The following is a 20,267-nucleotide window of genomic DNA, read 5'->3' on the forward strand; positions in this document are numbered from 1 at the left end:
CCACGACGCCACGACGCCACGGTGCTGGCACCTGCGGACAGGTGCCAGCACCGGGGCTCGTGCGCCTGACCCGAACAGGAACACGAACTCCCGCCAGCCTCTCCGGCACCACCGACGCCCGCGGCCCCCGGGAACGGCCGGCAGCGCCCCGGTCGTCCGATCCGGCGTGATGCGGACAGCGCCGGGCTGCGTCACGCCCGGACCCCGGCCGAGCGCCCTCTTCGTGGCCCGGTTCAGCGCACTTCGAACCCGTACAGCGAGTACCCGTACGGCGTGGCCCGGTGCACGCCCTGGAACCGCACGTGACGCCAGGTGCCGGACAGGTCGACCGTGTCCGTGCCTCCGTCGCCGTCACCGACGGTCGCGATCGTGGTCCAGGCGTCGCCGGCCCCGTTCCGCGCCTCGATCCGGTAGGCGGAACCGTACGCGTCCTCCCACCGCAGGGACGCCCGGTGCAGGGGCTGCGCCGATCCGAGGTCGACGTCGAGCCACTGGTCGTCGGTGTGACCGCTCGCCCAGCGGGAGCCCGGGTCACCGTCGGTGGCGTTCCGCGCGGCGACACCGGCGGCCTCGTCCGCCGACGAAGTCGTCGGGGCGTTCCGCGCCAGGTCGGGCGTCGGTGCACCCTCGGTCGAGTCCACCCGGAACGCGAAGAGCGAGTACCCGAACGCCGTGTGGCGCTGCACGCCGAGCATCCGCACGTACCGCGCCCGGACCCCGTCGAGCTCGTGGACCGCGCTGCCACCGGCCCCGTGGTCCTCGGTGGTGACGGTCCGCCAGTCGTCGTCCGTCGTGGTCCGCACCTGGACCAGGTACCGGTCCGCGTACGCCGCCTCCCAGTCGAGACGCACGCTGTCGACGGGGACCACGGCGCCCAGGTCGACCGCGATCCACTGGTCGTCCGACGCGCGGCTCGCCCACCGGGTGGAGCCGCTGCCGTCGACCGCCTGCTCGCCGCCCAGGTCCGCGCGCTCGTCGGAGGACGTCGTCACCGGCTTCCCGACCGCGATGTCCCGCGAGGTGCCGGTGCCGGGGTCCGGGTCACTGCCGTCACCGGGATCGGCGACGTCGCCGTTCGTCACCGTCGTGATCGTCGCCTGCCCGGAGGCCCCGCCGAGGGTGGCGCTCACGGTCGAGGTGACACCACCCGCGGCAGCCGCGGTGACCGCGCCGTCGCCGGTGACCGAGCCTCCGCCGTCGATCGTCCACACCGGTGCACCGTCGGAGCCGGCAGCTGCCGTCACCGGTCCGCCGTCGCCGTCCGCGTCGAACCCGTACGCGGTGAGCGTGGTGCCGCCGCCGGCCGGGAGGCGCGTGGTGCGCGGTCCGACCAGCACCGTCGACGGGGTGATCGCCGAGACCGACGGGGTGCCGTGGACCTCGAACGACCAGATCGAGTAGCCGTACTGGGTGAGGCGGTCGACGCCGTGCATCCGCACGAACCGCGCGGTGGTGTCGACCGTGACGTGGTCCGCAGCCGCCGTCGTCTTCGCCACGTTCCGGACGGTGCGCCAGGGGCCGTCGGCGTCGTCGGCGACCTGCAGGTCGTACTCCTTCGCGGCGGCGTTCTCCCACGTGACGTCCACGTCGGTGATGTCGGTCGCACGGCCGAGGTCGACGGTGTAGTCGACGGCGTCCTGCCCGTGCTCGCTCTCCCACCGCGTCGTCGGGTCGCCGTCGAGCGCCTTGCCCGGACTGTTCCCCCCGTCGCTCGAGGTCGCCACGGCGGTGGCGTGGAGCGCCTGGTCCGGGACGGTGGCGACCGCCGAGACGACGGCACTGCCCTCCACCCCGCCGCTCGTGGCGGTGACGTACCCGGCCCCGGGGGCGGCCGGACGGACGCTGCCGTCGTCGGCCGAGCCTCCAGGCAGGGTCGTGGCCCAGGTGACCGGGCCGCTCAGGGTGAGCGGGTCGCCGTACTGGTCGCTGCCGACCGCCGCGAACGTCGTCGGGGTGCCGACGACGAGCTGCTCGAAGCCCGGGGTGACCCGGATCGACGTGAGCTCGGGAGCCGGGGCGACCCGGAACCGGTACGTGTCGCTGACCGACCCCACCGAGGCGGTGACCGTGACGCTGTCGGCGCGCTTCGTGGCGTCGTACGTCCCGTCGGCGGCGATGCTGCCGGTGCTGGCGTCCCAGGTCAGCCCGTCGAGCGGCATGGTCGCGCCGTACTGGTCGTACCCGGTCGCCGTGAACCGCGTGGTGGAACCGGGCGCGAGGGTCTTCGGGCTGTCCGTCGTGTCGACCACGATCTCGGCCAGGTGGGCGTCGAGGTGCGAGGTGATCTGGGTGTGCGCGGGGACCGCGATCTGCCCGATCACCCGCTGGCCTTCGTAGACGTCGTAGGAGTGCTGGACGTCGTCGACGTTGTCGAGCACGTAGGAGTACGTGCCGTCGGCGGCGCGGAACACCTGGCTGAGCGGGTCGGAGGTGTGCCGGTCCGTGACCTCGGTGCCGACCATCCTGTTCGACGCCGCCTGGTGGTAGACCAGGCCGGCCATCGACTGCCCGGTGACGGCCGGGTCCCCCGCTGCCCACAGTGCCCGGTGGATGTCGAGGTACGTGTCCGGGTCGTACTGCGCGAGGAAGCCGAGCACGACGTTGCCGAGCGCGTCGCCCATGTCGCTGAACACCGCCGCCGCGTGGGCGGTGTCGGTACCGGGCCGGTGGTCCGTCAGGTCCACCGAGTACAGCCGGTCGATCGTCGCCGTGTCGGCGGTGTACCGGGTCGACAGGTACGGCAGCAGCGGTGACTGCACGGGCCAGTCCTTCGGCTGCCTGTCCGCCGTCGGTCCGTCGGTCTTCGTGGGCACGAGTGCCGCGGGCAGTGTCGTCGGGGTCCAGTACTGCGCCGGGAACACCACCTCGCCGTTCGCATCGGTGCTGACGAAGAGCGTGCCGGTCGCCTGGTCGTACAGCGGGTTCGCGGCCGTCCTCGCCGTGACGTACCCGGGGTGGTTCGCCTCGGCGGCACGGACCGCGTCCTCGAGTTCACCGATCGCGGCGTTCCGGTCCTGCGCGATCGCGTCGTTGCCGTAGGTCCCGACGCCCCACCACTTCTTGGTGAGCATCTGGATGTGGGCGGCGTTGCCGTTCACGACGCCGTCCTGCCCGACGACCCGTGGGCGCGCCTGCATCATCTGCCGCATGATCGCCTTCGAGAAGCCCGGGTCCCAGCCGAAGAAGTCGAACCAGGGTGCGGTCGGCATCCACTGGATGCCGTAGATCCACGCGGGGTCGCCGGAGAAGTACGTGGCTTCGGCCTGGCCCGAGTCGAACAGAATGCCCGCCTGGCCGTACCGGTACGCGTCGGGGAACGCGCCGTTGCCGTCGTACGACTTCGACGCGGTGTTGCCGTGGGCGTTCTGGTAGTAGTCCCGGACCGCGGCGCGTTCGGTGACGTACTCCATCGCGCCGGTGGCCTGCATCTGCTCGTTCCCGAGCACCGTGCCGAGGAGGAACAGGCCCGCCTCGGACTGGATCGCCTCGGACGACGACTCCTGGTTGTTGCCACCCGGGGACGAGACACCGCCCGCGTTCGAGTGGCCCTCCCACACGCCGAAGGTCCGCAGGTGCGGGAACCGGTCGTCGTCCCGGTCCCAGTTGGCGTACTGCTTGGTCACCAGGGTGGCCATGCCCTCGTACCGCTCCGCCCAGCCGGGATCGACCGCCCCGAGGAGCGCGGTGGCGACGGCGAAGTAGCCGTAGTGGAAGTGGTTGTCGTTGAACTGCGCGGACCCGTACGAGTCACCGAAGCCGATCAGCGCCTTCCACGTCGGGTACATGGCGAAGAAGTGCTCGCTCTCCCCCGTCGAGTACGTGTACCAGTCGGTCAGGGCCTTCGTGAGCGTGGCCTGGAGCTTCCGCTCGTCGTCGGTGTCACCGATCTGCCGCGCCACCGTCATGTACTCGGCGAGCTGCTGCAGGTCCTTGCCGCCCCAGTAGGTGTCGCCGCCGTACGTGGTCTTGGTGGCGTAGTCGGAGAGGTACTGCCGGAGCACGTCCCGCTCGTCCTGCCCCTCTGGTGAGGCTCCGGTGGGCGTGATGCCGGTGAAGGCGTAGTCGAGGGTCCACCCGTCGTGGCCGATCGTGGTCTTCATCGTGCCGCGCGGGGTCGCGTACGTGGCACCGGTGAAGTGCAGGTCGTTCGTCGTCTCGGCGTACTGGTGCTGCAACCAGCCCTGCACGGTGTCGTGGTTCGAGCCCTGCAACGCGTCGGTCTGCACGGACCACTGCTGCTCGACCTGGCCCGCCGCCGGGTCGTACGAGTAGTCCATCGTGGTGTTCCGCGGCACGGCGAACGCGTACTGCTGCAACCGGTCGAGGCTGAGGCCACTCTCCGGGACGGCGCTGAGTACCAGGTACGCCGTGCCCGCGGACGCGTCGATGGCGTTGCCGCTCCGGGTGAAGGTCGTCCTGGCTGGTGCGTGCACGCCGAACACGTGGTCGCCCTGCCGGATCTCGAACCGGTCGCCCGTGAACGGGAAGCTGATCGGCTCGCCGGCACCGTCGGTGATCGTCGCACCCGGTTGCACCGACAGGCGGGGGGTCATGCCGCGGTACTCGAACCACTCGTACGGGTTGCCCTGCACGCTCGTGACGTCCATGTACTGGCCGCCCGCGCCCGCCTGCGGCATCCGCCAGCTGACGTTCCAGTCGCCCCAGCGGAGCGCGTCCGCCTCGGTCGCGGAGAACGCCGTCGAGAACCGCTGCGCGACCCCGTCCGGCTCGTCCGTCAGGAGCACCTGGTCGACCATCACGTGGGCCCAACCGGCGTTCAGCGAGTCGACGACACGGAGCTGGGCCTGCTGACCCGCCCACGCGCTGACGTCCCAGTCGACCCAGCGGAACCGCTCGCTGTCGTCGCCGGTGGCGGAGGCGACGACCTGCCCGCCGACGACGAGCTGCACGGCCTCCTGGTCGGCGTGCTTGCCGCCCGCGACCATGAACGCGAGCGTCGAGTGGTCGACGGTGAACGGCTTCGACGTCATCGTGCCCGTGGCGCCGTCCCCGCCCGTGGCGCCCCACGACGTCAGGTACCCGTTGCCCACCCACCCGGACACCTGGCTCTGCCCCGCGGCGGTGTCCGTCGCCCCGCTGAACGCCGTGCCGGTGCTCGTCCACCCGTCGGGGACACCGTGCTCGAAGTCGGCGAGCAGCTCGTCCGAGGGGTCGACGGCGGGGGTCACCGTGCCGCTCACCGTCACCGGGGACTCCAACTGCATCGCGGTGCCGTCGCTGTTCCACTTCGTCGGGTACGTCAGCTTCGTGCCGTCCTGGCTGTTGGAGGACACGAACGGGTACGCCCACATGTCGCCGGAGTACTTGCTGACCAGCAGGTCGGTCCACCACTGGTTGGTCGGCACCGGCTTCCCCGCCTGCGACGGGTCGATGTACAGGTGCTGGTCCACCGTCTTCTGCACGTCGGCGCTGTCGCTGATCGAAGTCGGCGGTGTGGGCGCGAACGACCCCGAACCGACCCGGGTGCCGTCGGTGGGCGGAGCCGGCACCGTGGCGGGGGTCGGCAGCGCGGTGCGGGTGGACGGCGCGGTGCGGGTCGCTGCCGATCGTGTCGAATCGGTCGCCCGGTCGGCTGCGCTGGCACCGGTCGCGGGTCCGACGACTGCGGCGATCACCGTCATCACCACGAATCCGGAGGTGACGATGGTGCGGGGCGTGGAGCGGCTTCTGCGCGGTCGTTCCGCGTGGCGTCGGGGCACGGTCCGACGGTATCGGCGCGTCCGCACGACGTCAGTCGGTAGAAGTACGGACCCGGGCGGGATCACCCACCCCACTTCGGGGGCGGGGCAGGCTGCTGACACGCAACCGACTGAGCCGGTACCCGTCAGTCCGAGACGTCGGCCAAGGCCGACGCCACGAAGGACGCGAGCGCGTCCGCCCCGGAGTGGTCGTCGGCCGTGACGGTCACCACGGCGTCCGCCGCCGGATCGAAGAGGAGCATCTGCCCGCCCGCCCCGTGCAGCCGCCAGAGCTGCGCCGGCCCGTCCCACCCGGCGAGCGCGTACCGCTGGTACGCCGGGTCCCGACCGGCCACGACCCAGTCGGCGTGCAGGGCGTCGACCCACTGCGCCGCGACGAGCTGCTGCGCACCGACCCGGCCTCGGTCCCGGACGAGTCGACCGATCCGTGCGACCTCAGCGGTCCGGAGGAACAGCCCGCCGCCGGCCGCGACGAAGCCGTTCGGGCACCGCTCCCACTCGGCCCCGTCGATGCCGAGCGGGGTGAGCAGCCGGTCCTGCACGAAGCGGCCGACGTCACCGACCCGGGTCGCCAGGACACGCATCGCCGTGTAGGTACTGGCGTTCGCGTACTGGAACACCCGGCCCCGGCTCGGACGCCCGAGGAACTCGACGGCCAGGTCCGGCCAGTCGGTCAGCAGCGTCGGCGACCACGGCAGGTCGATGCCGCTCGTCATGCTGAGCAGGCGACGGAGCGTGACGCGCTGCGTGCCGTCGCCGAACCGGACCTCGGGCAGGTACTCCGACACCGGCACGTCGAGGTCGACCACACCGTCGTCGGCGGCGATCCCGACCGCCAGGACGCAGACGCCCTTCGCGATCGACTGCACGTCCTCCGGTTCGTCGGGCGTCCAGCGGTGGTCGGCGACGTCGTCGCGGACGAGCACGTGCAGCCCGTGGGCGCCGAAACCGGTCCGGGTGACCTCGGCCACGACGGCGTCCCGGACGGTCTGCGCGCGAGTCATCCCGCCATCCTCTCGTGCGCGAGCGGCCCCCGGAGTGGGAGTCCTGTGCTCAGAGGTCCGTCCGCGCCAGCGTTCCCGTCTCCCCGCGCAGTCGCACCTCGACGCTCGCGATGTCGGCGCGGGGCACGTCCGTCGTGGCGGACAGGCCACGGGCCTCCCGTCCGGCCGCCGTCCACGACGCGATCCGCTCGTCGGACCCGTCGGTGCGCACGACGACCAGGTCGTACATGACGGACCCGTCCGAGGCCCAGTCGCGCCCGCCGTAGGAGCAGCCCCAGTCGAACCGGGTGCCCCAGGACTCGGTGCGCACGGCCAGGTCGACGTCGAACCCGGACTTGCCGGTCAGGGTGTACCGGTCCGACGAGGCACCGGCGGACGCCGGCGGCCGGGCCGCGTCCGTGCTGCCCGGGGTCGGACCGTCGGCGCGCAGACCGAGGCCCAGCCCGGCCACCACCGCGACGGCGACCACGACGCCGGCCCCGGCGGCGGCCAGCACGCGGCGACGCCGCCGACGACGCCGGACGCGGTGCGCCACCGAGGCGAGCGTTCCGTCGCCACTGGTGACGGGCCTCCCGTCCGGTTCCGCGATCTCCACCGCGGCGTCGGCCGGGAGGCGCCCCAGCAGCCCCGGCAGACCGGCCAACTCGGCGACGGCCGAGCGACACGCGTCGCAGTGCTCCAGGTGCCGCTCGTACTCCAGACGTTCCGCGGGCGGGAGCGACCCGAGGACGTAGGCCGCGTCCCACTCCGCGTACCGGTCGTCGCTCATCGGGTGACGCCTCTCTCCTGCAGGGCGAGCCGCAGTGCTCGCAGCCCGTAGTGCAACCGCGACTTCACGGTGCCCTCGGGGATGTCGTGTCGCCGGGCGATCTCGGGCACGGTGTGTCCGAGCCAGTACGCGTCGACGACCACCCGGCGGTGTTCCGACGACAACGATGCCAGGGCGTCGGCGACGACGATGCGGTCGAGGACCGCGTCGGTCCGGTCCGCCTCGACCTGGTCCACCGGACGGTCCGTGCCGTGCTCGCGGCGGTTCCGGGCGGACCGGGCATCGTCGACGACCAGGTTCCGGGCCACCGTGAACAGCCAAGCCCGGGCCGCGTCCGGCTCCCGTTCCAGGACGGTCGGGCGCTGCCAGGCTCGGACCATCGTCTCCTGGACGACGTCCTCGACGTGACCAGCGTCGCGGGTGAGGTGCCGCACGTACCGGAGCAGGGCGTCGCCGTGCTCGCGGTACAGCGCGCCGAGCAGCTCGTCCGGTCCCGATGCGGCCATCGTCACTTCGCGAGGTCGAGTGAGAACTCGACCGAGCCCTTCGGGTCCACCGTGACGAAGCCGAGCGACGGAGCCGTCACCCCGTAGTCCTGGAACGTGACCGGGACCGTGCCGGCGACCTGGACGTCCCCGTCTGCGCCGACCGCGACCTGCGCGTCGGCCTGCACGGTCTTCGTGACGCCGTGCATGGTGAGGTCACCGCTGAGGGTGACGCTCTGGGTCGAGCCACCGAGGGCGCTCGAGACGTCCACCGGCTTCGTGACGCGGAACGTCGCGGTCGGGAACTGGTCCGTCTGCAGGGCCTTGTCACGGAAGTACGCGTCGCGCGCGGCTTCCGGCGTGCTGATCTCGCCGACCTGCACCGTGACGGTGGCGTCGGAGAGCTTCCCGCCGTCGACGGTCGCCGTCCCCTCGACCTGCTTCGTCCGTCCGACCACGGTGACATCCTGCCCCTGCAGGACCTCGTGCACGCGGTACCCGGCGTAGGAACCGGTGCCCGACCTCCACGTGCCGTCGGCGTGGGTGGTGTCGAGCTCGCCCGCGGCGCTCGGGGAGAGCGACGGCGCGGCGGCCGCCGAGCCGTTGACGGCGTCCGCGTAGAGGCGCGGACCGACGACGACGCCGGCCCCTGCGACCACGACGACGCCCGCCGCGATGCCGATGATGACCTTGGTACGAGTTCGCATTCCCATACCCAGGACACGAGGCGGCCTGCTGGATCGTTCACGGATCGATCGGCTCATCGGGAACGCCCACCTCCGGGCCACTAGTCTGTGCGGTCGGACAGCTTGCCCGGACCGTCGAGGAGACCACCACATGTCAGTCGGACTGCTCGCCGTCGTGGACGACATCCTCAGCGCGGCGCTCAAGGCCAGCGCGAAGACCGCGGGCGTCGTCATCGACGACGCCGCCGTCACCCCGCAGTACGTGCAGGGCCTGGCGCCCGCGCGGGAGCTCCCCGTGGTCGGTCGGATCGCCCTCGGCAGCCTGTTCAACAAGTTCGTCATCATCATCCCGCTGGCGCTGCTGCTGTCGGCCTTCGCGCCCTGGGTCCTGCCGTGGCTGCTCGTCATCGGCGGCACCTACCTGTGCTTCGAGGGTGCCGAGAAGGTCACCGAGTGGTTCGGCGTGCACCACGAGGCCGCCTCGGACGAGGCCGCGAGCGAGCCGAAGCTCGTGTTCGGGGCGATCCGCACCGACCTCATCCTCAGCACCGAGATCATGCTCATCGGGCTCGCCAGCCTGGACACCGACCTGGGCTTCTGGCAGACCCTCGGTGCGCTCGCGGTGATCGGCCTCGGCATGACCCTGCTGGTCTACGGCGCCGTCGCACTGCTGGTGAAGATCGACGACATCGGCCTGCAGATGATGAAGAACCCGGTCCGACGCACCCGTCGCGCCGGCGCCCGGATCGTCCGCGCGATGCCGGCCGTGTTCCGGGTGATCAGCATCGTCGGCACCGTCGCGATGCTCTGGGTCGGTGGCCACCTGGTCATCCAGAACCTGGCGGAGACGTTCTGGGCTGGGCCGTACGAGCTGCTGCACCACGTCGAGCACGCCGTCGAGGGCGGCGGGCCCGTCGTCACGTGGGTCGTCGACACGGCGATCTCGGCCGTCGCGGGACTCGTCCTCGGCATGGTCGTCGTCGGGATCGTGCTGGGGATCGGGCGACTGCGGGGCCGAGCGCACTGACGGCCTCGGCCCGCGACCTGCGGTCGGTCGACGCTGTCGGAGCGGATGAGGCCCGCGTCGGCCCGCAGAGGTGTGAGTATGTGCCCATGGTGAGTGACGAGACGGCCGACGTGTCGGAGATCCACGGGCCGGCGTGGGAGCGCACCGTGCTGCTCGTGATCCCGCCGAACGACGTCGACGAGGTGCACGAGTCGGTCGACGACCTCTGGCAACTGAACGCCGACCTCGGCAGTGGGGAGCGAGCCCGGTTCGAGACCGCACTGCTCGAACTCGCCGGGAACGTCATCGAGCACACCGAGGGCAGCGAGCGGCTGCTGTGCGAGCTGACACTCCGTCGGACATCGACGGCGCTGGAGGCGCTGCTCAGCGACAGCGGCGCCGAGGTGCACGTGCCGTTCCGCACCGCGATGCCGGACCCCGAGGAGATGGCGGAGTCCGGGCGCGGCATCGCGATGATCGAACTGCTGATGGACGACTTCTCCTACGAGCGCGACTCGGAGGGGAACCGGTGGCGACTCGTGATGCGCCTCCCCGCGCCACTGCAGCGCGAGCACCACGTCGCCGCCGACGGACCGGGCTCACCGTGAGCAGGTCGGCAGGCGACGGCCGGGGCCGGCGGAGTCCGTCACGATGGACGGTGACGATCGCCCCGGGGTCAGCGCTCCGTCGTGCGGGGCTGGCGGACCGGTCCCGTGTCGTTGGTGACAGCCCAGTGCGCGAGCAGTTGCAGGCTGTCGTGTGAGGCTGATCCGGGTGATGCGAGGTAGGTGACCAGCGCGAGTCCGCGACGGGAGCCGATGTCGAGCGACTCGAACGTCAGGTCGAGGTCACCGACGATGGGGTGGTGCACCAGCTTCTGGCCGGAACGGTGTTCCCGCACCGTGTGGCTGGCCCAGAGGGTGCGGAACGCCTCGCTCGCCACCGACAGCTCCCCGACGAGCGTGGTGAGTGCGCGGTCGCCGGGAGTGCGGGCCGCCTCGGTCCGGAGCACCGCGACACTCTGTACGGCAACGCTGTCCCAGTCGCGGTAGAAGTCGTGCGACCGGGGGTCGAGGAAGATGTACCGGCCGAAGTCCACCGACCGGCCCGGAGTACCGAAGAGGTCGCTGTAGAACGCACGACCGAGCCGGTTCGACGCGACCACGTCGAGCGTGGTGTTCTGCACGATCACCGGCATGTCCGTCATGCCGTCCACGATCTGCTGCACGCTCGCACTGACGTGCTGTGGTCGTTGTGCGGAGCGCCGCGTCCGGAGGCTCGTGGGTGCGTTGGCAGCACGGACGAGGTCGACCAGGTGCGTGGCTTCGACATCGTCGAGGAGCAGGGCGCGGGTGACGCCGTCGAGGACACTGTCGGAGACGCCGGTCGCGTTGCCCCGTTCGAGGCGGGTGTAGTACTCGACGCTGATCCCGGCGACGAGAGCCACCTCCTCCCGTCGGAGTCCCGCGACTCGGCGGCGTCCACCGAAGTCGGGCAGGCCGATCTGCTCCGGGGTGAGCCGTGCCCGCCGCGATGTCAGGAAGTCGCGGATCTCCGCCTGGGTGTCCACCCCTCGACGGTACGTCACGCCGGTACCCCGAGAGGGTCCCTGTCAGTGACCGTGTCGGCGGAGTCTGGCTCCGTCCGAGGCGGCGACGTTGACTTGCAGCGTTCCCGACAGGAAGGCACTCCCATGACCGACTCCACGGTTTGGTTCATCACCGGCGCAGCACGCGGGATGGGCATCGACCTGACCAGGGCCGCCCTCGCCGCCGGCCACCGCGTCGTCGCGACCGCGCGTGACGCTGCGAAGGTCACCGACGTGTTCGGTGACCAGGAGAACCTGCTGGCGGTGTCGCTCGACATCACCGACGAGCACGCCGCCCGAGCAGCCACCGACGCTGCCGTCGCCCACTTCGGTCGCATCGACGTGCTCGTCAACAACGCCGGCCTGTTCTACGCCGGGTTCTTCGAGGAGATCAGCCCGGCGCAGATGCGGCAGCAGATGGAGACGAACTTCTTCGGCCCGCTCACCGTCACCCGCGCGGTCCTGCCCGTCATGCGTCACCAGCGCAGCGGTCAGGTCATCACGATCAGCTCGACCGCGGGCATCGTCGGCCAGGAGTTCGTCGCGGCGTACTGCGCGTCGAAGTTCGCGCTCGAGGGATGGATGGAGTCGATCCGCTACGACCTCGCTCCGTACGGCATCACGACGATGGTCGTCGAGCCCGGCTTCTTCCGCACCGAACTGCTCGTCGAAGGCACGTCGACGATCTGGCCCGAGCTGTCGATCGAGGACTACGCCGAGCGCACCGCGACGACGATCGAGGCGTGGAAGGGCATGAACGGAAAGCAAGGCGGGGACCCCGCCAAGCTCGCGGCCGCCCTGGTCTCCTTGACCGATTCCGGTGAACCCCCACTGCGCTGGGTCGCGGGTGCCGATGCCGTGCAGACCGCCCTCGACAAGGCGAACCTGCTCCTCGAGCAGGTCGCGGCACACGAGCAGCTGTCCTCCTCGCTCGCCCACGACGCCTGATCCACGACCGCCGCAGGCAGCTCGGGTACGACTGAAGGCCGTTGCTCAGAACGAGGAACGGCCTTCATCCCGGCCACCAACTCGGGTTCCGCACGTCATGTGCCATCCGGCCGACCGATGCGGTCGCACTGCTGCACCTGGTCGAGGCGAGCCGCGGAGACCGGTTTCTGAGTCCCACCGAACTCGCGGCGAAACTGCACCTCACATCCGCCGGTGTGACCAAGCTCGTCGACCGTCTCAGCAGCGCTGCACGGGTGGAACGCCGACCGAACCCCCGCGAGCGACGCAGTGTCGCTTTGGTCCCCACCGCGACCGCGACCGCGACCTGACCCGGGCGTACGGCCACATCTCCAGACGTCCGCGGCGCGCTTCGCCGAAGGGCTCCGCTACGACGAAGAGGCGGACGAGCCGCCTCCGTCAGGCGCGGGGACGCGCGCTGATGAGGACCGCACGGGTGCGGTCGGTGATGTCGTCGACGAACTCCTGATGCGCTGGCTCGAGGACGTCGTCGGAAGCGTCCTCTGTGAGCACGGGGATTCCCGGGCCGAGCACCAGGCTGACGGACGTGTTCGCGCCGCTCAGATCGACCGCCGGCATCGTCACGACGTCCGCGAGCGAGCTCTGACTCAGAGCTGCTGTGTACTGCAACACGGCGGCTGCGGCCGCGCTGCTGGTGAGGATCGAGGACAGTCCGTAGACGAGGTACATCATGATGATCCGGTTCCGACCTGCTCCTGCCGGCTGACGCCGAGGAAGGCGCACCTGGTGACGGTGCGGCTGGTCATGTGGGCGGGGCACCCGCGACCAGCTCAAAGGGGGCGAATCGTGTGCAGAACGGTGCACGCGATCAACGAGGTCTCGTGCTCCTTGCACGCTACGACTCACTCGTGATTTCCCCGAGGAGGCCCGCGTGAAAGGGATGAACGGGCGAACGAGAGCCGAGGAGGAAGTCCTCAGCGGCAACGCGTCGGGTCGCTAGACTCTCTAACGAAGTCGGAGTGCGCTGACCTGGTGCAAGGGCGGGCGCCGCTGGGAAACGCGGAGATGCGGATGACGACGACCAACGAAGACCCGTCGGACGTCGAACGCACCGAGGACGGCCGCAGTGACGTCCGGATCGAAGCGGCCGGGAGCAGCCCCGAGGCTGCCGTTCTCAACCTCAGCGGGTTCTACGCCGGCCGGCACTGGGCCGCCCGGGCCACCGCACGTCCCTTCACCTACCGCCACACCGCGGTCGGCGACGCCGACGTGACCCTTCGCAGGTCCCGGATCAACGGTTTCATCCGCGGCGTCATGGCGCCCTCGGACGAGTACATCGTCCAGTGGCTCACCTCCGGTACCGGTGTGCCGGACATCGTGCACGACCGGGTGCCGATGACGGGGGACGTCCCGATGCTGTTCCCGAGCGCGCGAGAGTTCGTGTTCGAGTACCGGGACTACGACCAACGCGTCGTGCACATGTCCCGCCGACTCGTGCACGAGGTCGCCGACGAACTGTTCCACACCGGCGAGGTCCCCGACCTCGGCCTCGACCACCTCCGCACCCTCGACCCCGCCGCGGTCACGCAGTGGCGCGAGAGCCTCGGGTTGCTCTCCCGCGAGCTGAAGGTCGGCGGCATCGAAACGCTGCTGTGGCACACCCTCACCCGAGGCACCGCTGCCGCGTTCCTGCGGATGTACCCACCGCGGGTGCGCGCGCTGCCTCGTGCGGTGCTCTTGCCGAGACGAGACCGGATCCGCGCAGCGGTCGAGTACATCCACGAGCACGCCGCCGACCCGATGAGCGTCTCCGACGTTGCCGAGGCTGCTGGTCTGAGCGTCCGAGCGACGCAGGAGGCTTTCCAACGGCACCTCGGTCAAACACCCATGCGGTACTTGCAGACCGTTCGTCTCCACGGAGCCCACCGAGAACTCCGGCAGCTGGACGCAGCGACTGCTTCCGTGCGAGACATCGCCCGAAGGTGGGGCTTCGCACACCTGGGCCGGTTCTCCGGCGCCTACCAAGCCGCGTTCGGTGAGTACCCGCGAACGACCCTACGGAACTGACCCGCCTCCGGATCCATGATCCTCCGCCGTCGCCCGGTTTCCGCTTGCCGCTCCCTGACCGTCCGCACCCGTCCGGAGCGGAGACTGCTGAGAGCCACCAGGACGGCGGCTGTGCCAGGACGGCGACGGAGGAGGAACCGTGACGGAACTCGATCGACGGACCAAGGTCCTGGGACGGCTGATCGGGCTGGCGTCCGTGACCCGCCGCTCCGAGGCCCAGATCACCGCCGACCAGCAGCGGGTGGTCGGCCACAACGCCGTCACGGACCTGCTGCTCGGCGGACTCGCTCCCGGGGTCAGCGTCCGCGACACGACCGCCGCGGGGCAGGACGGACCGATCGGGGTGCGCGTGTACCGTCCGACGACGTTCACCGGGACCCCACCGCTCGTGGTCCTCGTGCACGGCGGCGGCTGGACCTCGGGCACCCTCGACACCTACGACTGGCTGGCGTCGAACATCGCGCGGGACGCCCGGGTGGTCGTCGCGTCCCTGGACTACCGCCTCGCGCCGGGTCACCGCTGGCCCGCGGCCGCCGAGGACTCGTACGCCGCCACGGTGGACCTCGTCGGTCGCGCATCGGAACTCGGTGCCGACACGACCCGGGTCGCGGTCGTCGGCGACAGCGCCGGCGGGAACCTGGCCGCCGTCGTCGCCCTGATGGCACGCGACCGTTCCGGCCCGGCGATCGCGTTCCAGGCACTCCTCTACCCGGCGACCGACCTGACGATGGCGAGCCCGTCGATCGACGAGAACGCCACCGCCCCGATCCTGACCAAGGCCGACATGCTCGCGTTCCGCCGCCACTACCTCGGCGGCGCGGACCCGCGCGAGCCGTACGCGTCACCGCTGTTCGCGGAACTGGCCGGGCTGCCGCCCGCCCTGGTGCAGGTCGCCGAGCACGACCCGCTCCGGGACGACGGGCTCCGGTTCGCCGCATCCCTGCAGGACGCGGGGGTCGCCGTCCGGACCACGACGTACTTCGGCATGCCGCACGGCTTCATGGCCTTCCCGCGCATCAGTCGTGCTGTGCCGCAGGCGCTCGGCGAACTCTGCCAGGAGCTCCGCCGGGCACTCGCCGTGTCCTGATCCGAGACCGGCTGTCCATCCGGTGACGGGTGCACACCACGAGCGACCGGCAGGCACCGACGACTCAGTACGAGCCGACGGCCTCGCTGTGCGCCCACGCACCACACGGGGTGCCGTACCGACCGGCGATGTAGTCGAGCCCCCACGTGATCTGCGTCGCGGGGTTCGTCTGCCAGTCGGCTCCGGCTGACGCCATCTTCGACCCCGGGTACGCCTGCGGGATGCCGTACGCGCCGTTCGGGTTGGCGGCCGTGGTGCGCCAGCCGGACTCGCGGTCCCAGAGCGACACGAGACAGCCGAAGTCGTCGCTGCTCCAGCCGCGAGCCGCGACCATGTCGGCGGCGATCGCCTGGGCGCTACCGGGGGTCGGTGTCGGGACGACGCGGACGGGGGCCGGTGCGGCGGCGGGCTTCGGGGCGACCGCGCTGGCGGCCACGGACTGCACCGCCGGGGCAGTGGTCGGGGCAGCCGGAGTCTGCGGTTCCGGCTTCGGCTTCGGCTTCGGCGCCTGCACCGTGAAGCCGTCGCGGTCCACGGCGAGCTCGACCGCGCCCTGCGTGGAGAACGTCTGGGCGGCGGGGGCCGTCGCCGCTGCCGGGACGACCGCCGTCGCGGGGTCGGCGAAGGCCGGGAGGGTCAGCTGCGTCGCGAGGAGGGCGACAGGCGTCGCGAACGCCACGGCCGCGGCGACGCGACGGGCCGCCGAACGATGCGCGGCGGCGGGGTGGGCGGCGGGGCGACGGGGCGTGCCGTGATCCGGTGCTGCCGACGAGGGTGTCGATGACCGGGACGGCAGCGGTGGACGGGGCAACGGGCCGGGGCCTCGACGGGCGCGCGCGGTCGACACCGAGACCGACCGTGGTCCTGCGACCGGACGCTCGAGGGGCGCCGGCGCGGCCACGATCGCCGGCTCGGTCGATGGCACTGCGGCGTGTCGGCCCATGCCGGCGAGCGTAGCCCCTCGCCGTGTCGTCGTGGCAGCAGGGCGGTTCCGGCGCGGCGGTGTGTCAGTCCGCCTGGCCGCCGGACCCGCGGACGGTCAGCTGCCAGGCGCTGTCCGCCGTGCTGTCACCGCCACCGAACCCGACGCGGTCGACGTCGTGCCGCCACTTCGCCGGGACCCGGAGGCGCTGCGGCCGTCCGCCGCACTGCATCGGCTCCGCGCCGTACGTCACCGTGGAGCCGTGGGACTCGAGCTCGACCTCGGTTGACATCGTGCCGTCACCGAAGCACGAGAGCTCCAGCGCGTCGATCTCCACCGGCCCCGCGAACGTCGACGCGACGGAACCGTGCGCGTGCTCCTCGGTCTGCCCCGCGCTGATCTCGGCGCTGAGCACGACGAGCACGTCGTCGTCGCCCTGCACGGCAGCCTTGCTCGAGGCACTCCAGCGTCCGACCGCCGCGGGGTCGAACGGCTCCTGCGTGCAGCCGCCGAGCACCAGCACGGCGACGAGGGGTGCGATGGCGGCGATCGCGGTGGTCCAGCGCATGGTGCGTCCCCTCGTCTGCGGCGGCGGGAGACCCGTCCACGCCTGCGCGACGTCCCCCGTCGAGAACGGTAGCGGGCGGCACCGCGGCGCGGAAGTGGGGCGGGACGGGGTGACGGATCAGGAGCCACCCCGTCCCGCGGACGCCCGGCCAGGGACCGGGGCGTGACGCTGACGGTAGCACTCAGACGCCATCGGCACACTGCTCGGAATCAGTGTCGCCGCAGAACGAACGGCCTGCGTCGACGGCGTGCTCCTGGCACAATGGGGGTGCCCCGGGGCCGGATCAGGGTCCTGGGAAGAGAGGGCGGGGGCCTCACCAACCTCCGCCCTCTGCACCCTCCGGGCGGAGGCGGCGGTGGCAGCACGCTCAGCGCATCAGCGTCCGGCGCGGCGTCTCTCCGTAGGTCTGTCGGTAGAGCGCCGTGAACCGTCCGGCGTTGCTGAAACCCCAGTCGGCCGAGATGCTCGTGACGGTGTCGCCCCGCGTCGGGTCGCCGGCGATCAGGTCCGCCCGGGCACCGTCGACCCGCGCCAGCCGGACGTACTCCATCGGCGTCTGCCCGCGCTCCCGGCGGAAGGCCAGGGACAGCCCACGGGTCGACAGGCGCGCGGCAGCGGCGATGTCCTGCACCGTGATCGGCTCGCGGCGGTGTTCGTCGACCCAGGCGGTCGCACGGCGGACGGCGGCACTCTCCTCCGCACCGCCCCGGGGTTCGGTGACGAGTCCGAAGGCGGAGATGGCGCTCACGACCACGAACCGCGTCGCCTGCGCGCGCAGCAGCTCGTTGCCGTAGACCTCCGGGGTCTCGAGCACCTGCTGCCGGTACTCCTGCACGGTCCGCCGCCACAGCCAGTGCCGGGCAGCGTCGACCGGACGCACGGCACCTTCCGCCAGGCACACGTCCTCGTCGTCCCAGATCTCGCCGGCGACCCGGCGGAGCACCTGGGCGGAGAACGAGCAGGTCGATGCGTAGGCGTGGTCGATGACGAAATCGAGCTCCTGGTCCGGGGGCATCACGAACGCCTCCCCTTCGCCGATCACGTGCTCGGCTCCCCACGGGTTGAACGCGTAGGCACCGGAGTGCACCTGGACGAACATGACCTCGTCGGTGGAGTCGACGGCGACGCGCACCTCCGTGTCCCACTCGACGTCGGCGACGGTGACCGGGTCGCCGACGATCACGTGCTGCCGGTGCGACAGTGCCCGCGTGGTGGGCGCGATGCGGTACCCGAACCCCGTGCTGATCGCTGCGGTGAGTTCGTCGGCATTCGTCGTCTCCGCGTCGAGGAACGAAGGACTGCTCATGGGGAGGGGTCTACCACACGTCCCCGCCGGATGGCGGGCACGGATCATCCGCGCAACGAGTCCCGACGGATCCGTCCCCTGCGAACCGCCTGGCCGGCGCTACGCTGCCGCCACCCCAACCAGCGCGGCCGTCGTCGTCCGCCCGGTGACAGCGACGTCACCCGGCCCGACGCGGACCGCACGTCTGCAAGGAAGCAGGTCACGGTGATCCCCCTCTCCCCATCGCCCCTCGGACGGGCACGAACCCGCAGGCGCGTCATCGGCGCGACCGTCGCGGTGAGCGCGGCCGCACTCGGCGTCCTCGCCACGACCCAGACCGCGGTCGCGGCACCACCGGTCCCGCCCACGACCGACCTCGGCCAGAACGTGCTCGTCTTCTCTCCGGACATGCCGCAGGCCGACATCCAGGCGAAGGTCGACGCCGTCTACGAGCAGCAGGTCGACAACGAGATGGGCACGGCTCGGTACGCGCTGCTGTTCAAGCCGGGCACCTACGGTTCGGCGACGAACCCGCTCGACATCCGGGTCGGGTACTACACGGAGGTCGACGGCCTCGGCCAGGACCCGAGCGGCGTGACCATCAACGGCGGTGTCACGGCCACCGGACGCAACGGCAGCGGTTCCCTCGACACCTTCTGGCGGTCGGTGTCGAACCTGACGATCCACGTGGTCCCGACGGCCGACGCCTGCCACACCGGCAACGAGATGTGGGCCGTCTCGCAGGCTGCGCCGATGCGTCGTGTGGACGTGAAGGACTACACGTCCTTCATGCCGTACTGCGAGGACCCGAACTACGCCAGTGGCGGCTTCGTCGCCGACTCGAAGCTCGAGGGCGGCGCGCTGAACGGGTCGCAGCAGCAGTTCTACGTCCGCAACACCGACCTCGGTGCCGGATGGTCGAACGGCGTCTGGAACCAGGTGTTCTCCGGCGACCTGAACGCCCCGGCCCAGTCCTTCCCGGTGCCGCCGTACACGACGCTGACAGCGACGCCGGTCTCCCGCGAGAAGCCGTACCTCTACGTCGACGACCACGGGGCGTACCGCGTGTTCGTGCCGAGCGCCGCGACGAACTCCGTCGGACCGAGCTGGGCGGACGGGCACACGCCCGGCCGGTCGCTGCCCCTCAGTGACTTCTTCGTCGCGCACCCCACGGACTCGGTGACGACGATCAACGCCGCCCTCGCGAAGGGCAAGAACCTGCTCGTCACGCCGGGCGTCTACGACGTCGCGAAGAGCATCGCCGTGAAGCGCGCCGACATCGTCGTGCTGGGGCTCGGCCTGGCCACGCTCACCGCTCAGAACGGCGCCGTCCCGATGGTCGTCGGCGACGTGCCCGGTGTCGACATCGCCGGCCTGACCTTCGACGCCGGCACCGTCAACTCGCCGACGCTGCTGAAGATCGGCAGCGGCCACCACAAGGTCGACCGGAACCCGGCCACCGCCGGCAGCGCCGCCGATCCGACCGCCCTGCAGGACGTGTTCTTCCGCATCGGCGGTCCGCACGTCGGCAAGGCCACGACGAGCCTCGAGGTCAACAGCAGCCACACGATCCTCGACGACATCTGGGCCTGGCGCGCCGACCACGGCGTCGCCGGATCCGTCGGCTGGACCGTCAACACGGCCGACACCGGAGTCGTCGTGAACGGTGACGACGTCACCGCCACCGGCCTGTTCGTCGAGCACTACCAGAAGTACAACGTGATCTGGAACGGCGAGCGCGGGCGGACCGTGTTCTTCCAGAACGAGCTGCCCTACGACGCACCGGACCAGGCATCGTGGCGGCACCAAAAGGTCAACGGCTGGGCGGCGTACAAGGTCTCGGACAAGGTCAAGACGCACGAAGCCTGGGGTCTCGGCAGCTACATCTTCACCAACGTGAACCCGACGCTCCACGCGACGCAGTCGTTCGAGGTCCCGGACCGTCCGGGCGTGGTCATGCACGACATGACCACCGTCGCGCTCAACACGAATGCGGGGACCATCGACCACGTCGTCAACGGGCAGGGATCGGCGGCGACGGGCGCGGTGTCCGGGCAGCCGCAGACCGTGACGCGGTACTCGAACAAGGTGGTGCAGTAGCGGACGCGCGCTGACCCGACCGTGTGAGCCGAGCCTCCCGTCCGTCACGATGA

At 71.2% G+C, this 20,267-nt stretch carries 17 protein-coding genes; 7 read left to right on the forward strand and 10 right to left on the reverse strand.

Annotation, left to right across the window (positions count from 1 at the left end):
- Positions 1–233: 233 nt before the first annotated feature.
- The 5 genes from DEJ33_RS00095 to DEJ33_RS00115 all read right to left on the reverse strand — a co-directional run bounded on the left by DEJ33_RS00095 (position 234) and on the right by DEJ33_RS00115 (position 8,685).
- Positions 234–5,720 (reverse strand): discoidin domain-containing protein, encoded by a 5,487-nt coding sequence (locus DEJ33_RS00095; RefSeq protein WP_146242483.1) that lies wholly within the window; start codon positions 5,718–5,720, stop codon positions 234–236.
- 125 nt (positions 5,721–5,845) lie between these two features.
- Positions 5,846–6,724 (reverse strand): serine hydrolase, encoded by an 879-nt coding sequence (locus tag DEJ33_RS00100; RefSeq protein ID WP_111076911.1) that lies wholly within the window; start codon positions 6,722–6,724, stop codon positions 5,846–5,848.
- A gap of 49 nt (positions 6,725–6,773) precedes the next feature.
- Positions 6,774–7,493 carry an anti-sigma factor gene (locus tag DEJ33_RS00105; protein WP_111194077.1) on the reverse strand — a complete coding sequence of 240 codons (720 nt, stop codon included), beginning with the start codon at positions 7,491–7,493 and terminating at the stop codon, positions 6,774–6,776.
- Positions 7,490–7,999 carry a sigma-70 family RNA polymerase sigma factor gene (locus DEJ33_RS00110; RefSeq protein WP_111076913.1) on the reverse strand — a complete coding sequence of 170 codons (510 nt, stop codon included), beginning with the start codon at positions 7,997–7,999 and terminating at the stop codon, positions 7,490–7,492. The genes DEJ33_RS00105 and DEJ33_RS00110 overlap by 4 nt, the downstream gene beginning before the upstream one ends.
- A gap of 2 nt (positions 8,000–8,001) precedes the next feature.
- Positions 8,002–8,685 (reverse strand): YceI family protein, encoded by a 684-nt coding sequence (locus DEJ33_RS00115; protein WP_111076914.1) that lies wholly within the window; start codon positions 8,683–8,685, stop codon positions 8,002–8,004.
- Between the two features lie 130 nt (positions 8,686–8,815).
- Between DEJ33_RS00115 and DEJ33_RS00120 the strand changes: the two genes are divergently transcribed.
- Together DEJ33_RS00120 and DEJ33_RS00125 are read left to right on the forward strand one after the other, a co-directional pair.
- A complete protein-coding gene (locus DEJ33_RS00120; protein ID WP_111076915.1) occupies positions 8,816–9,691 on the forward strand; it encodes a DUF808 domain-containing protein in 876 nt (291 codons plus the stop codon).
- Positions 9,692–9,777: 86 nt separating this feature from the next.
- Positions 9,778–10,278 (forward strand): ATP-binding protein, encoded by a 501-nt coding sequence (locus tag DEJ33_RS00125; RefSeq protein WP_111076916.1) that lies wholly within the window; start codon positions 9,778–9,780, stop codon positions 10,276–10,278.
- Positions 10,279–10,346: 68 nt separating this feature from the next.
- Here DEJ33_RS00125 and DEJ33_RS00130 read toward each other — a convergent pair whose 3' ends face one another.
- A complete protein-coding gene (locus DEJ33_RS00130) occupies positions 10,347–11,240 on the reverse strand; it encodes a helix-turn-helix domain-containing protein (protein WP_111076917.1) in 894 nt (297 codons plus the stop codon).
- Between the two features lie 123 nt (positions 11,241–11,363).
- Between DEJ33_RS00130 and DEJ33_RS00135 the strand changes: the two genes are divergently transcribed.
- Entirely contained in the window at positions 11,364–12,206 is an 843-nt protein-coding gene (locus DEJ33_RS00135) for an SDR family NAD(P)-dependent oxidoreductase (RefSeq protein ID WP_111076918.1), read from the forward strand.
- Positions 12,207–12,247: 41 nt separating this feature from the next.
- Positions 12,248–12,535, forward strand: coding sequence for a MarR family transcriptional regulator (locus DEJ33_RS17730; RefSeq protein ID WP_111076919.1), 288 nt, complete (start codon positions 12,248–12,250; stop codon positions 12,533–12,535).
- Between the two features lie 88 nt (positions 12,536–12,623).
- On the opposite strand, the gene DEJ33_RS00145 is transcribed toward DEJ33_RS17730, so the two are convergent.
- Positions 12,624–12,917: a hypothetical protein gene (locus DEJ33_RS00145; protein WP_111076920.1), complete on the reverse strand. Its 294-nt coding sequence runs from the start codon at positions 12,915–12,917 to the stop codon at positions 12,624–12,626.
- 339 nt (positions 12,918–13,256) lie between these two features.
- Here DEJ33_RS00145 and DEJ33_RS00150 point away from each other — a divergent pair, with 339 nt between their 5' ends.
- Together DEJ33_RS00150 and DEJ33_RS00155 are read left to right on the forward strand one after the other, a co-directional pair.
- Positions 13,257–14,252 (forward strand): helix-turn-helix domain-containing protein, encoded by a 996-nt coding sequence (locus tag DEJ33_RS00150; RefSeq protein ID WP_111076921.1) that lies wholly within the window; start codon positions 13,257–13,259, stop codon positions 14,250–14,252.
- 139 nt (positions 14,253–14,391) lie between these two features.
- Positions 14,392–15,339 carry an alpha/beta hydrolase gene (locus DEJ33_RS00155; RefSeq protein WP_111076922.1) on the forward strand — a complete coding sequence of 316 codons (948 nt, stop codon included), beginning with the start codon at positions 14,392–14,394 and terminating at the stop codon, positions 15,337–15,339.
- A gap of 64 nt (positions 15,340–15,403) precedes the next feature.
- Here DEJ33_RS00155 and DEJ33_RS00160 read toward each other — a convergent pair whose 3' ends face one another.
- The 3 genes from DEJ33_RS00160 to DEJ33_RS00170 all read right to left on the reverse strand — a co-directional run bounded on the left by DEJ33_RS00160 (position 15,404) and on the right by DEJ33_RS00170 (position 18,135).
- A complete protein-coding gene (locus DEJ33_RS00160; RefSeq protein ID WP_258374608.1) occupies positions 15,404–16,018 on the reverse strand; it encodes a lytic transglycosylase domain-containing protein in 615 nt (204 codons plus the stop codon).
- 328 nt (positions 16,019–16,346) lie between these two features.
- Positions 16,347–16,829, reverse strand: coding sequence for a hypothetical protein (locus DEJ33_RS00165; RefSeq protein ID WP_111076923.1), 483 nt, complete (start codon positions 16,827–16,829; stop codon positions 16,347–16,349).
- Between the two features lie 367 nt (positions 16,830–17,196).
- Complete coding sequence (locus DEJ33_RS00170; protein WP_181432758.1) at positions 17,197–18,135, reverse strand: AraC family transcriptional regulator; 939 nt, start codon at positions 18,133–18,135, stop codon at positions 17,197–17,199.
- A 204-nt stretch (positions 18,136–18,339) separates the two neighbouring features.
- On the opposite strand from DEJ33_RS00170, the gene DEJ33_RS00175 reads away from it, so the two are divergent.
- Positions 18,340–20,214, forward strand: a complete 1,875-nt coding sequence (locus tag DEJ33_RS00175) for an adenylyl cyclase (protein WP_146242485.1) — start codon at positions 18,340–18,342, stop codon at positions 20,212–20,214.
- The last annotated feature ends 53 nt before the right edge of the window (positions 20,215–20,267 follow it).

This window comes from Curtobacterium sp. MCPF17_047, assembly GCF_003234045.1.
GTDB lineage: Bacteria > Actinomycetota > Actinomycetes > Actinomycetales > Microbacteriaceae > Curtobacterium.